Source organism: Streptomyces sp. NPDC048278 (genome assembly GCF_040652195.1).
GTDB lineage: Bacteria > Actinomycetota > Actinomycetes > Streptomycetales > Streptomycetaceae > Streptomyces.
In genome coordinates this window covers 62,596-75,197 of record NZ_JBEZLP010000030.1, presented here as the reverse complement: position 1 = coordinate 75,197, position 12,602 = coordinate 62,596, and the positions used below count along the sequence as shown (strand labels likewise).

Genomic DNA, 12,602 nt, shown 5'->3' with positions numbered 1-12,602 from the left:
TCGTAGAGGTACGTCCGGACGGCGGAGCCCGGCCCCCGAGGCGCTCAGGCAAGGGACGTGAGGAAGTCCAGCAGCGCCGCGTTCACCTCGTCCGGCCGCTCCTGCTGGGTCCAGTGCCCGCAGCCCGCCAGCTCCAGCGGCTCGCGCACCAGGTTGGGCATCAACTCGGGCAGCCGGGCGATGAGTTCGGGTGTGCCGGGGAACGCCGGGACCAGGTCGCGGTCGCCGTAGACGTACAGCGCGGGCGGGGTGACGACGGCGCCCTGCCAGGGGGCGGTCAGTTCCCAGTTGCGATCGAGGTTGCGGTACCAGTTGAGGGCGCCGGTGAAGCCGTGGGCGAAGCTCTCGGTGAGCACGTCGAGGTCCGCCTCGGTGAACCACCCCGGCAGGGTCTGCGGATCCGGCATGTCCGCGAGCCAGCCGCGCTCGGGGTCGACCAGCGGCTGGCGGACCTCACCGGTGCCCGCGCCCTCCCCGGACGCCATGGTGAAGAACTTCCGCAACGTGGTGCGCGGGTCGCGGCCGAACTCGGCGTCGGCGACACCCGGGCGGTTGAAGTAGTTCCAGTAGAAGCGCCCGCCGAACCTCCGGTCCATCGTCTCCAGCGGCGGCTGCGCCCCGCGGAACGGCGGCGGCACGCTCAGCCCGGCCACCCCGCGCACCAGGTCGGGGCGGAACAGCGCGGTGTGCCAGGCGACCGGCGCGCCCCAGTCGTGCCCGACGACGAACGCCCGTTCCTCGCCCAGCTCCCGGATCAGCCCGACGACGTCACCGACCAGGTGGAAGATGCTGTACGCCCCGACGTCCGCGGGGTGGTCGCTGCTGCCGTACCCGCGCTGGTCGGGGGCGACCACGTGGAAGCCGGCCGCGGCCAGCGGGCCGAACTGGTGCTGCCAGGAGTGCCAGGACTCGGGGAAGCCGTGCAGCAGCACGACCAGCGGGCCGGAGCCCTCCTCGGCGATGTGCAGCCGGATCCCGTTCACGTCGACCATTCGATGCTGAACCATGTGCACGAGCGTACGCGCAACGATCTTCGGCCACCCGTCCTGACCGGCTCCGGAGCCCTCGTCGGCTGCACCCTGAACGCGTGCACCCCGACCCGCAACGCATGCACCCCGACCCGCTCGGACGGGAGCCGGACCGACCCGCTGTGACCCGGGTCGGCCGGGCTCCGCCGTGCTCAGAACGGGTAGTGCGCCTGCCGGGTCGCGAGGGTCACCCAGCGGGTGTTGGAGAACGCCTCGATGCCCCACCGGCCGCCGAACCGGCCGTACCCGGAGGCCTTGACCCCGCCGAAGGGGGCCTGCGGCTCGTCGGCCACGGACTGGTCGTTGATGTGGACGATCCCGGTACGGATCCGGCGCGCGACCGCCAGCCCGTGCGTCGCGTTCTCGGTGATGATGCCGCAGGTCAGCCCGTTGTCCGTGTCGTTGGCGAGGGCGATCGCGGTGGCGTCGTCGGCGAACGTCTCGACGACGCCGAGCGGTCCGAAGGCCTCCGCGTGGTACAGCTCGGCGTCCTTGGGGACGTCGGCGAGGACGGTCGCCGGATGCACCGCGCCCTCCGGCCGGCCGCCCCCGGTGAGCACGGTGGCGCCCTTGCCGACCGCGTCCGCCACCAGCCCGGCCACGCGCTCCGCGGCGGAGGCGGTGACCAGCGGGCCCACCACCGTGCGCGGGTCGCCCGGATCACCGGACGGAAGGGCGGCGACCTTGGCACTGAGCTTGCGGGTGAACTCCTCGGCGAGGGAATCGTGGACGAGGATGCGGTCGCCCGACATGCAGATCTGCCCGGAGTTCATGAACATGCTGAAGGCGACGGCGTCCACCGCGTAGTCCACGTCGGCGTCCGCGAGGACGAGCACCGCGTTCTTGCCGCCCAGCTCCAGCACGGCCGGCTTGAGGTGCCGTGCCGCGTGGGTGCCGATGATCCGGCCGACGCCGGTGGAGCCGGTGAAGTTCACCGCCCGCACCCGGGGGTCGGCGATCAGCGCCTCCGCGATCCCGGCCGCGTCCTCACGGGCGTTGGTGACCACGTTCAGCACCCCGTCGGGCAGGCCGGCCTCGCGCAGCACGTCCGCGACCAGCAGCCCGCAGGCGATCGGCGCGTCCTCGCTGGGCTTGACGACGACCGTGTTGCCGGCGGCGAGCGGCGCCGCGACCGCCCGGACGCCGAGGATGACCGGGGCGTTCCACGGCGCGAACGCCGCCACCACCCCGAGCGGCTCCCGTACCGCGAGCCCCAGCGCGCCCTCCTCCTGGGCGCTGAGCACCTCACCCCGCGGCGCGGTGATCGCGGCCCCGGCCTCGCGCAGGATGTTCGCGGCGAGACCCACGTTGAAGCCGGCCCACGGCCGGGTGCCGCCGACCTCCTGGGCCATCAGGTCGGCGACCTGCTCCGCGCGGGACTCCAGCAGGTCGGCGGCCTTCAGGAAGATCGCGCGGCGGGCGAAGGGGGCGAGCGCGGCCCACGCCTCGAAGGCCGCGTCGGCGGCGTCCACGGCACGGGTCACGTCCTCGGGCCCGGCCGCGGCGACCGTGGCGTAGACCTCGCCGGTGTAGGGGGCGATGTCCTCGGTGGTGCGGCCGGACAACGCGGGGACGTCCTTGCCGCCGATCAGAAGTTCGCGAATGAGGGGCATGGGCGCAACCGTAGGCACCGCATGTTTATGGTTCAAGCATTCGCGCTCTACTTCTCGACGGCCGCCACCCGGGTGGGCCGCCCCAGCGCCCAGAACAGGACACCGAGGAGCATGAACCCGACGAGCGGGATCAGCTCCGTGAGCAGGTACTTCCCGCGCTCGGCGTGGGTCCAGCCGTCCGGCGCGTAGTCGGCGCCGAACCAGTGGTCGCCGGCACCGGGCGCGACCAGCTGCACGCTGGCGAAGAGGATCAGCAGCGTGAGGACCCCGCTGACGACCCAGGGGAACGGGGCCCGGTACGGGCGGGGCGTGTCCGGGTACTTGCGGCGCAGGAACGGCAGCGCGGGGAAGATGCCCAGGTAGCTGACGAGGGTGGTCGACACGGCCAGGCCGAGGACCGCGCCGAAGAGCTTGGCCGCGCTGCCGTTGGTCAGCTGGTGGGCCAGGACCAGGACGCCGGTGGAGACCAGGCCGCTGAGGATGTTCACCCGGACCGGGGTGCCGAACCGGCTGGAGATCACGCCGAGGAAGCGGGGCGCGGCGCCGTCGTAGCCGGAGACGGCCAGGGCGCGGTCCGAGCCCATGATCCAGGTGACGCCCGAGGACAGCACCGTGAGGATGAACATGACCGCGGCCAGGTCGCCGAGCACGGTGCCGAAGCCGCTGAGCGTGGGCGTGCCGTCGGCGGCGACGTGCCCGCCGTACACCGTGAAGACCTGCCGGATCGCGTCCACGAAACCGCCGAGACCGGTGATCGCCTTCACCGGCAGCACGAGCAGGATGCCGAGGATCGGCAGCGCGTAGAGGAGGACGGAGAGGACGGCGCTGCGGAAGATGCCGTAGGGGACGTCCTTCTGCGCGTTCGTCATCTCGTCGCCGGCCGTGTTGGGCAGCTCGAAACCGACGTAGTTGAACATCAGCACCGGTACCAGGCCGACGAATCCCGCGTAGGTGGGCGAGAAGTCACCGATGCCGAAGCCGTGCAGCCCGTGCTGGATCCCGTACACCACCACCGTGACGGTGAACAGGCCGAGCAGCACGAACCGGCTCCAGGCGCCGATGGTCGGGATCCACTTGCCGATGTCGAAGGAGAGGATCGCGGCGAGCACGCCCACCCAGACGAAGACGACGGTGAAGACGTAGAAGGCGGCGGTGCCCAGCTCCTTCCCGTCGTTGAAGAAGGTGGTGTACGCCGTGACCGCGGAGACGGCGAGGGTGCCGCCCAGCCACACCGGGTTGGTGATCCAGTACAGGAAGTTGTTGACGGCACCGGCCAGCCGCCCGAAGGCCCGGCTGGTCCAGATGTAGGGGCCGCCCTCGTCGGGGAAGGCCGCCCCGAGCTCGGCGATCAGCAGCGCGGACGGCACGAAGAACACCACGGCCAGCACGATCAGCCAGGTGAACGCCTCGGCACCGGAGGAGGCCACGGCGCCGATGGTGTCCACGCCGACGATGGTGCACAGCAGGAAGAACAGGATGTCGAAGCGGCCGAAGTGCTTGCGCAGCTTCTGCCGCTCCACCCGGGCGGCGGCCGGCGCGTCGACCGGCTCGGGTGCGAGGGGGGCAGCGGTCACCGGGAGCTCCAGCGTGCTCGTGAGGGGCGCGATTCGGCCATGGTCCACGGCACCGCACAACCGCACAACCGCTCGGACCCAAGTCGTGACCATCGCTCCCGGCACTCATAGCCGCCGGAAATCTCCCGGAAACCGAGGACCGGATCACCCGCTTCCCGTACCCGGCGTCGATCAGGCGCCGGGTCGTTCGGTTCTACGGCCCGCCAGGGCCGCGCCTGCGCCGGCTCCGGGCACGGCTCGTGGGGTCGGAAGACGGGTCGGGCGGTGTCGGGGGCGGTTTGACGAGGCCGTGGAGGTGGGCGTAGGCGACCGCCTGGACGCGGTCGCGGAGGTGGAGTTTGGTGAGGATGCGGGAGACATGGCTCTTCACGGTCTCGTCGCCGATGCCGAGGCGGTCGGCGATCTCGGCGTTGGTGCAGGCCTCGGCGATCAGCAGCAGCACGTCGTGCTCCCGCGAGGTGAGCTCGTCCAGGCCGGCGGGGACGGCCGGCGGCGCGACCCCTTCGGCGAGCCGGGTCAGGAGCCGCCGGGTCACCGAGGGGTCGATGAGGGCGTCACCGCGGGCGGCGACCCGGCCGGCGGCGATGAGCTCCTCCGGAGGGAGGCTCTTGAGCAGGAAGCCGCTGGCTCCGGCGCGCAGGGCGCGGTGGACGTAGGCGTCCTGGTCGTAGGTGGTCAGCAGGATGACCCTGGTGGTGTTCTGCGGGTCGGCCAGGATCGTCTCGGTGGCGCGCAGACCGTCCAGCAGGGGCATGCGGATGTCGAGGATGGCGACGTCGGGGCGGAGCCGGCGCACCTCGCTCACCGCGCTGCGGCCGTCGGAGGCCTCGGCCACGCACTCCAGGTCGGGCTGGCTGTCCAGGACCGCGCGCAGGCCGGAGCGGAACATGGCGTGGTCGTCGGCGACCAGGACGCGCAAGGTCATGACGGATCCAGGGGGTCGAGCGGGAAGGTGACGGTGGTGGTCCAGGCGGTGCCGTCGGGCGTGGGGCCGTAGGTGACGGAGCCGTGGAAGAGGGCGGCGCGGCTGCGGATGCCCTGGAGGCCGCGGTGCGGGGAGTCGGGCCGGCCGCGCGTTCCGACGGGGAGGGGGTTGGCCGTGGTGACGGTGAGGGCGGCGGGGGAGTAGCGCAGCTCGACCTCGGCGACCCCGCCGGCCCCGTGCCGCAGGGCGTTGGTGAGCATCTCCTGCACCACCCGGTACGCGGCGATGTCCAGGGACTCCGGCAGCCGGGGCGGCACGCCGTGCACGGTCACCCGGGTCTTCAGACCTACGGCACGGACGGTGTCGAGGAGCCCGGAGAGGTTGTCCAGGCCCGGCTGGCTGTCCTCCCCGGCGGGGGCGCCGTGCAGGAAGTCCAGCAGGCGCCGCAGGTCGACCATGGCCGCCCGGCTGGACGTCTCCACCGCGGTCAGCGACTCGGTGACGTCGACGCCGTCCGGCGCCGCCCCGGCCCGCAGCCGGGCGACCCCCGCGTGCATGCTGATGGCGCTGACGTGGTGGGAGATGACGTCGTGCAGATCACGGGCGATGCTGCTGCGTTCCTCGGCGATGGCCTCGGCCAGGGCCTGCTGCCGCTCGTGCCGCTCCCGCTCGGAGCGCTGCTCCAGTTCGGCGATGTAGGCGCGGCGCGCGGTGGTGTACCGCCCGACCAGCCAGGGCAGCAGGGCATCGCCCAGGGCGCCGAGCAGGATTCCCCCGTGCCCGAAGTGCTCGCCGCCGAGCAGCTGCCCCCCGACGATCCCGGTCGCCAGGCAGAGCAGGGACGCCACGGCGGGCCCCCGGTCCAGCCAGGCGCCCGCCCGGTAGGCGGAGACCAGCATGCCCGCGTTGTTGAGCTGGGGCAGCGGACCGTGACCGGGCAGCAGGACGCTGCCGCCGACCGCGACGACCGCCTGGGCGACGGCCACGGCTCCCGACAGCCGTGGCGGGGTGGCCAGGGCGGCGTCGACCACGACGACGGCCGCGAGGACCACCCAGTGCCACGCCGTCAGCGGGTGGGATTCACCGGCGAGGAGAAAGCCGAGGCAGTCCACGACCAGGGTGGTCGCGGCGACCAGGAGCGACTGCCGGGTCAGCGATCCGCGGACGTCGCGTGTGCGGACGTCGCGTGTGCTGACGTCGTGTGTGCTGACGTCGTGTGTGCTGACGTCGCGTGTGCGGACGTCGCGTGTGCTGACGTCGTGTGTGCTGACGTCGCGGGCGCTGACGGACGCCGCTCGGCGCGTGCCGCGTGCTTCACGCCCCTCGCTCTCGGGCAAGGCAGTCCTCCTCTCCTCCGCGCCACGGACGCCTTGGACGACCCATGATGCCTGGTCACGGCCTTGGGCGGGTCCCCCGTCCGGGGGAGGGAACCTCCCCTGTCACCGTGACGACACCGGCGCGCCGCCGCCATAGCTTGGCCCGACCATGAACGACACGCCCCCTCGTACGACGGCGCGCCCCACCCGCCCGCGTACCCACCACCCCCACCGACGCCGCCTGCGGACCATGCTCTCCGTCCTGGTGTGCGCCGTGCTCCTGCTGCTGATGTCGAGCCCGGCGGCCACCGCGGACTCCGCGTCCACCGGCAACGACGTACAGGTGGCCCAGACGCTCGGCGACCGGGAACTGACCGTCGTCCTGCGCCGGATCACCGGAGTGCCGGGTCCGCTGCACGTGGACGTGATCACACACAGGGGCACGGCCGCCGGCCGGATCGAGCTCGCGGTGACACCCACCGGCGTCTCGACGTCCGCGTCGAAGGGCAGGGCATCCGGTACGACCGCCGACTCGGCCGTCGTGAAGCTGGGCAGCACCCCCGGCTCCTACTCCGCCCAGATGGACGTCGACGAGGTCGGCCCCTGGGAACTGACGCTCGACGACGGATCCGGGCACACCGCGAAGATCCCCTTCGTCGTCTCGAAGACGACCACCTCACCGGCGGAGAAGGCGGTCTACGTCGGTTTCATCGGCGCCGGCGCCCTCATGCTGGTCACCGTCGTCGTGGCCGTACGCGTGCGGCGCGGCTGGTGGACGTTCGTGCCGTCCGGCGGCGTGCTCGCCTGCCTCGCCGTGGCGGTCACCGGCGCCGTCCTCTCCTCCGACCTGCCGCTGCCGGTGTCCCAGGGAGCCCAGGTGGACGCCACGATCGACGGTGTCGGCAACCCGTACACCTCGGTCGTCCAGCAGACAGCCGACTACTCGCGCCCGCCCGCCACCATGCTGCTGACCTCCTCAACGGCCCGCGCGGGCGAGACCGACACCCTGACGCTGAAGCTGACCGACGCCTCGACGGGCCTGGCCGTCGACGACCTCGTCGTCCACGACGGGGCATTGGTGCACCTGTTGGTCGTCGGCCCCTCGGGGCAGCTGTACCACCTGCACCCGGTCATGACCGGGTACGGCACCTTCGAGGTGGAGCTGCCGCTGCCCGAGGCCGGCCACTACGCGGTCTCCGCCGAGTTCGCCCGCCGTGGCGGCGGCGTCCAGGAGGTCCGCTCCGCGACCGGCATCGACGCGACCGGCATCGACGCGACCGGCATCGATGCGACCGGCTCGACGAAGGCGGCCTCCAGCAGCTTGCCGACGCAGGTGGGGACCGGCACCCGGACGGTCGACGGGATCCGCGTCCGCACGACGGCGTCGTCGCTCGTCGCAGGCAAGGCGGCTGTCCTGACCGCTCGGATCGGCGACTCGGCGACTCTCCAGCCGTGGCTCGGCATGCTCGGTCACATGATCGTCGTCGGCCCGCTCAGGTCGAGGACCGCGGCGCTGGGCGCGGAGACACAGAACGCCGAGGTCTGGGCGCACTCGCACTCCATGGGCTCCGTCGCCGACGACATGCCGGGCATGGCCATGAGCTCCGGCGACATGAGCTCGATGAGCGGCCTGACCTCCGTCAACGGCGACAGCACCGCCGACGAGACGGTCGCCGCCTACGGGCCCGACGTCTCCTTCGTCTACACCTTCCCGACCGCCGGTGACTACCGGATCTGGATCCAGGCCGAGCGCGACGACACGATCATCACCGTCCCCTACCTGCTGCACGTCACCGACGCCGCCACGGAGACGACCCGATGAGCGGGCCCAGGTCATCGTCCCGCCGCCGACGCTTCCGGATGGGCGCGGTCCTTCTGGCCACCGTCCTGTTCACCGTGCTGGCGCTGCGCCTGATGCTGCCGTCGGGTACGACCGGCTCCTCGTCCGGCTCCTCATCGGGCGGTACGACCCTCACCGGCGGTACCGCCCACGACGTGGTGACCCTGACGATCGCCTCACCGAAGACCGGCACGACGGCGGTCGAGGTACGCCTCACACCGCGCGAGGGGATCGGGACGACCGGAGCGGCGACGGTCGTGACCGTCTCGGCCGTGCTGCCGACGGCGGGCCACGCGGTGCCCGACCACACCGCCGTGCGGACCGCGAACGACCGCTACCAGGTCGCCTCCCTGCCGCTGATGATGACCGGCCGCTGGGAGTTCCTCGTCGACATCGACATCGACATCGACGGCCAAGGCCGCGACGACCACCTCGTTTTCCCGCTCACCCTCACTCGCTGACCCCGCTGAAAGGCATTGCCGATGGACGCCGTCCCCGAATCCACACTCACCGTCGCCCCCGACGAACCGTCACCACCCGGCAACCCGCCCCGGCCGCACGCGGACCGGGCCGGCCCCGTCGCCGCCTTCACCGTGCTGGCCGGCACGCTGACCTCGCTGATCGGCATCAGCTGGGACATCGAGTGGCATGTCGACGTCGGCCCGGACACCTTCTTCACCCTCTCCCACCTGCTGCTGTACTCCGGCAGCGCCCTCGCCGGTGTCGCCGGCCTGGTGATGGTGCTGCGCTCCACCTTCGCGCAGCGCGCCGGACGCGCTACCGACCGGGCCGTGGGCGGGGCGCCGGTCCGGGTGTTCGGCGGCACGTTCACCGCACCCCTCGGCTATCTCATCGCCGGCACCGGCGCCGCACTGTTCCTGATGTACGGCCTGGTCGACCTGTGGTGGCACTCCCTGTACGGCTTCGACGCCGTGCTCAACTCCCCGCCGCACGTGGCGCTGTTCATCTCCATCAGCCTGACCATGGTCGGCAGCATCACCGTCTTCGCCGCCGCCCGGGAGCAGCTGTGGGGACGGATCGGCCTGGTCGTCAGCACCCCGGTGCTGATCACCTTCTGCCCCCTCACCACCTACGCGTTCCAGGGGGTGTCCCAGACCGTCGACCCGCAGCTCGCGGGCAACATCTTCTTCTCCGTCTGCCTGCTGATCACGGGGGCGCTGACCCTGCGTCGCCGGGGCATCGCGGCGGCCATCGCGGCAGTGCTCGGTGTCATGCAGCTGTTCCTGTGGTGGTTCTCGCCGTGGGCGGCCAAGTGGTACGCCGGCTACGTCGGGCTGCCGCTGCGCGACAACCTCATGAACGCGGCGCCCGTACTGCCCTCCGGCATCCCCATGTTCATGCTCGGCGTGGCCGTCGTGATCGAGGCCCTGCTCCTGCTCGGCCGCAGGCAGAACTGGTCGGGCCGCTGGATGCCGCAGGCCGTCGGCGCGGTCGGCGGTGTACTGGTCAGCCTTTCGATGCTCCTCCAGACCTCCCTGGTCAGCGGAGGCGGCGGCGGAGGTGGAGGCGGCGGTGGCGGCGGCGGTGGCGGCGGTCCGATGGGCCAGTCCGGCACCTCCGCGAGCACGTTCCTCACCGACGCCGTTCTCGGGCTGCTGATCGGCGCACTGGCCGGCTACCTCGGCTCCCGCTTCGCCGTTCTGCTGCGGCTCAACGCCACCGTCACCGACCAGGAAGACAGCCTGACCCGATGAACACGCACCGCGCCCGCGCCCTTGTCCTCGCTCTCTTCGCGACGGCGGGCATGCTCTTCGTCTCGGCCCCGTCCGCCCAGGCATACGCGCCGGTCGACATCGTCCACACCGAGAAGGTGAAGGTGGGCCCGTACAACCTGACGGTCGGCTTCTCCAAGTGGCCCCTGCGCGCCAACCAGTCCCTGGACTTCACCTTCGCCCCCGACGGAGGCATCAAGGGCAGGTCCGGCACCCTCTCCATGAGCCTTGCCGGCCAGAAGAACGGCATGAGCGGTCCGGGCGGCGGGGGAGGGGACGCCGGAGGCATGGGCGGTCAACTGGCACGGCACCCGCGCAAGCTGTCGGTCTGGGGCCTGGACGTCCAGTCGCTGTCCACCGCCGGCACCTGGAACTTCACCTTCACCATCAACGGCTCCCAGGGCACCGGAACGGGCGCGCTGAAGAACATCCCCGTCCTCTCCCAGCCCGGCCCGCCGTACGCGCTGAGCTGGACCGTCTGCACGCTGCCGCCTGTCGGCGGCCTGATCGCCCTGCTCACCGTGGCCTGGCGCCGCCACCGCCCGGGCCGCCGCATCGCGGCGATGACCCACTGACGAGCAGATCCCCGTAGCACGCACCGCTGCCCACGGCCGCGCGTCGGTTGGTGCTCGAAGGGCGTGTGCGCGGACCGGCGAGGGTGCAGCCGCACCCTCGCCGGTCCGGCCGGCCGTCACAGGAGCGGCCGGCCGGACCGCCGGGCTGGGTGTCAGCCCCTGCTGTCGGGCATCGGTCAGTTGGTGTACACGGCCGGGGAGCCGCTGACGCTGCTGTCGACGACCGGTGCGTAGGCGGCTGTGAAGTATCCGCTTGCCGCGCACAGGGACGAACCGGACGACTTGGTGAAGGCCTGGTTGGTGAAGGTCAGGCTGTTGGCGGTGTTGGAGCTCACCGCGGAGAGACCGGACGCCCGGTAGACGCAGTTGACGGTGCCCAGCAGGGTGGAGAGGACCACCGTGGTCTGGATGGTGCTGCCCGAGGCCGGGGTCACGGTCACGGCGCCGCCCGAGGCCGCGGACGTGGTGTAGGGCAGGTTGTTGACGGTGACGCTCTGCACGCCGGTGACGCCGAGGACGTTGCTGGTGCAGCCGCTGAAGGTCTGGGCGGTCGCGGACTCGGTCGCGGTGCCCGGGGCGGCGGGGTTCGACGTCACCGTTGCGGACAGCGACGAGGCGGTGCAGGTGATGCCGCTGGAGCCGCCGCTGGCCGTGGCGAGGGTGGCCTTGGTGCCGCTGGCCAGTGACGCGGTGAGTACGTCGCCCACGGAGACCGCGTTGCCGCCGGCGCTGCCGTAGGTGAGCACGGAGCCGGCCGCCGACACCGAGGCGGCCGGAAGGAGGGTCAGGGCGGACAGGGCGGCGGTGACGGCTAAGGCGGAGACACCGATTCTGCGCATGCGGGAGTCCTCTTTCGGGCGTGCGGGTGGTATGAGGGAGGGGCGCCCGTCCGGACATGGAGAAGGACGGGCGGCCCGGGCATGGCGGTCCCGGATCGCGGACTGCCGGACCGGTGCGCGTTGCTGATGACTGACCCGGCGTCAGGGACGCCGGTGCACTTGTTGGCGCCTTGCGGGTGCGTGACACTGACGGCTCCAGCAGGTCGTCCACCGCAGGTCCGCATGAGAAGAAAACCTGTGAAGGTTGTAAACCTGACGAGTATTCAACGTCAAGGCATGACACATGACGTCGTGAGAAGGGGCCTGGAATGGCAGCAGGTTCGCCGGTGCCGCCTCCGCTGGTGTTGCCCGGTACCCGCAGGGCACGCGACCCGGAGCGCTCGCTGCGGCGGGGTCCGCGCCGTACCTCGCCGGAGGCCGTCGCCGCCAACCAGCGGGACCGGCTGCTCGACGGGTTCGTGCGCACCGTCGCCCAGGTCGGCTACGCTGGCACCCGGGTCAGCGACATCTGCCAGGCCGCCGGCGTGACCAGGCCGGTCTTCTACGAACTCTTCAAAGGGAAGGAGGACGCCTTCCTCGCCGCTCACCACCACGGCACCTCCCTGGTTTTCGCCGCGATGGAGGAAGCCCGTGCCCAGGCCCGCGACTGGCCGGGGCAGATGCGCGCCGGCCTCGGCGCACTGCTGGTGATCCTCGCCGAGGCACCCGAGTTCGCGGCGATGGCGATCGTCGAGATCGACGCGGTGGGCCCCGCAGGACGAGAGGCCCGCGAGCACCTGCTGACCCGGTTCCGGGACTGGTTCACCGACCTGCCCGAGCTGGAACTCCCTGTTCCACAGGAGGAGTTGGTCGACACGGTGGTCGGCGGCGCGTACTCCGCGATCTACCGTCGCATAGCCACGGGCCGGACCGCCGAACTGCCCGCACTCCTGCCCGGCCTGGCCTTCTCCGTACTCGCCCCGTTCCTGGGCCCGGAACGTGCCGCCGCCTGCCTGGCCGCCCCGCCCCCTGCCACGGGCCCCCTGCCGTCCTGCCTGAACCCGGAGCCCTGAGCGGAACGCGCCCATGGCGACCGAGTCGCCGCGACGGACCGTGCCCGGACCCCGGCACTAACGGACCGTGCCCGGACACCCGGCACTAACGGACCGTGCCCGGACAC

Annotated in this window: 11 protein-coding genes; 5 read left to right on the top strand and 6 right to left on the bottom strand. The window is 72.0% G+C overall.

The window, feature by feature from the left end; translation table 11 throughout:
* Nucleotides 1-44: 44 nt before the first annotated feature.
* The 5 genes from AB0D74_RS37650 to AB0D74_RS37630 form a co-directional block, all read right to left on the bottom strand.
* Entirely contained in the window at nucleotides 45-1,007 is a 963-nt protein-coding gene (locus tag AB0D74_RS37650; RefSeq protein ID WP_362597011.1) for an alpha/beta hydrolase, read from the bottom strand.
* 173 nt (nucleotides 1,008-1,180) lie between these two features.
* Nucleotides 1,181-2,641 (bottom strand): aldehyde dehydrogenase family protein, encoded by a 1,461-nt coding sequence (locus AB0D74_RS37645; protein ID WP_362597008.1) that lies wholly within the window; start codon nucleotides 2,639-2,641, stop codon nucleotides 1,181-1,183.
* Between the two features lie 47 nt (nucleotides 2,642-2,688).
* Nucleotides 2,689-4,215 carry an APC family permease gene (locus AB0D74_RS37640; protein ID WP_362597005.1) on the bottom strand — a complete coding sequence of 509 codons (1,527 nt, stop codon included), beginning with the start codon at nucleotides 4,213-4,215 and terminating at the stop codon, nucleotides 2,689-2,691.
* Between the two features lie 193 nt (nucleotides 4,216-4,408).
* Nucleotides 4,409-5,140 carry a response regulator transcription factor gene (locus AB0D74_RS37635; protein WP_362597002.1) on the bottom strand — a complete coding sequence of 244 codons (732 nt, stop codon included), beginning with the start codon at nucleotides 5,138-5,140 and terminating at the stop codon, nucleotides 4,409-4,411.
* Complete coding sequence (locus AB0D74_RS37630) at nucleotides 5,137-6,477, bottom strand: histidine kinase (RefSeq protein WP_362597000.1); 1,341 nt, start codon at nucleotides 6,475-6,477, stop codon at nucleotides 5,137-5,139. The genes AB0D74_RS37635 and AB0D74_RS37630 overlap by 4 nt, the downstream gene beginning before the upstream one ends.
* 148 nt (nucleotides 6,478-6,625) lie before the next feature.
* Between AB0D74_RS37630 and AB0D74_RS37625 the strand changes: the two genes are divergently transcribed.
* The 4 genes from AB0D74_RS37625 to AB0D74_RS37610 are packed head-to-tail and all read left to right on the top strand — an operon-like array spanning nucleotide 6,626 to nucleotide 10,604.
* A complete protein-coding gene (locus AB0D74_RS37625; RefSeq protein ID WP_362596997.1) occupies nucleotides 6,626-8,278 on the top strand; it encodes a hypothetical protein in 1,653 nt (550 codons plus the stop codon).
* On the top strand, nucleotides 8,275-8,757 hold the full coding sequence (locus tag AB0D74_RS37620; protein WP_362596994.1) for a hypothetical protein: 483 nt from the start codon (nucleotides 8,275-8,277) through the stop codon (nucleotides 8,755-8,757). The genes AB0D74_RS37625 and AB0D74_RS37620 overlap by 4 nt, the downstream gene beginning before the upstream one ends.
* A gap of 21 nt (nucleotides 8,758-8,778) precedes the next feature.
* Nucleotides 8,779-10,011, top strand: a complete 1,233-nt coding sequence (locus tag AB0D74_RS37615) for a hypothetical protein (protein WP_362596991.1) — start codon at nucleotides 8,779-8,781, stop codon at nucleotides 10,009-10,011.
* Nucleotides 10,008-10,604 (top strand): hypothetical protein, encoded by a 597-nt coding sequence (locus AB0D74_RS37610; RefSeq protein ID WP_362596988.1) that lies wholly within the window; start codon nucleotides 10,008-10,010, stop codon nucleotides 10,602-10,604. The genes AB0D74_RS37615 and AB0D74_RS37610 overlap by 4 nt, the downstream gene beginning before the upstream one ends.
* Nucleotides 10,605-10,780: 176 nt before the next feature.
* Here AB0D74_RS37610 and AB0D74_RS37605 read toward each other — a convergent pair whose 3' ends face one another.
* Nucleotides 10,781-11,443 (bottom strand): Tat pathway signal sequence domain protein, encoded by a 663-nt coding sequence (locus AB0D74_RS37605; protein ID WP_362596986.1) that lies wholly within the window; start codon nucleotides 11,441-11,443, stop codon nucleotides 10,781-10,783.
* 308 nt (nucleotides 11,444-11,751) lie between these two features.
* Here AB0D74_RS37605 and AB0D74_RS37600 point away from each other — a divergent pair, with 308 nt between their 5' ends.
* The gene (locus AB0D74_RS37600) at nucleotides 11,752-12,495 is read left to right on the top strand and encodes a helix-turn-helix domain-containing protein (RefSeq protein ID WP_362596983.1); all 744 of its coding nucleotides are present in this window, start codon (nucleotides 11,752-11,754) and stop codon (nucleotides 12,493-12,495) included.
* The last annotated feature ends 107 nt before the right edge of the window (nucleotides 12,496-12,602 follow it).

Coding starts and splice junctions, on each gene's coding strand:
- AB0D74_RS37650 (WP_362597011.1), bottom strand. CDS start 1,007: ATGGTTCAGCATCGAATGGTCGACGTGAACGGGATCCGGCTGCACATC.
- AB0D74_RS37645 (WP_362597008.1), bottom strand. CDS start 2,641: ATGCCCCTCATTCGCGAACTTCTGATCGGCGGCAAGGACGTCCCCGCG.
- AB0D74_RS37635 (WP_362597002.1), bottom strand. CDS start 5,140: ATGACCTTGCGCGTCCTGGTCGCCGACGACCACGCCATGTTCCGCTCC.
- AB0D74_RS37625 (WP_362596997.1), top strand. CDS start 6,626: ATGAACGACACGCCCCCTCGTACGACGGCGCGCCCCACCCGCCCGCGT.
- AB0D74_RS37620 (WP_362596994.1), top strand. CDS start 8,275: ATGAGCGGGCCCAGGTCATCGTCCCGCCGCCGACGCTTCCGGATGGGC.
- AB0D74_RS37615 (WP_362596991.1), top strand. CDS start 8,779: ATGGACGCCGTCCCCGAATCCACACTCACCGTCGCCCCCGACGAACCG.
- AB0D74_RS37610 (WP_362596988.1), top strand. CDS start 10,008: ATGAACACGCACCGCGCCCGCGCCCTTGTCCTCGCTCTCTTCGCGACG.
- AB0D74_RS37605 (WP_362596986.1), bottom strand. CDS start 11,443: ATGCGCAGAATCGGTGTCTCCGCCTTAGCCGTCACCGCCGCCCTGTCC.
- AB0D74_RS37600 (WP_362596983.1), top strand. CDS start 11,752: ATGGCAGCAGGTTCGCCGGTGCCGCCTCCGCTGGTGTTGCCCGGTACC.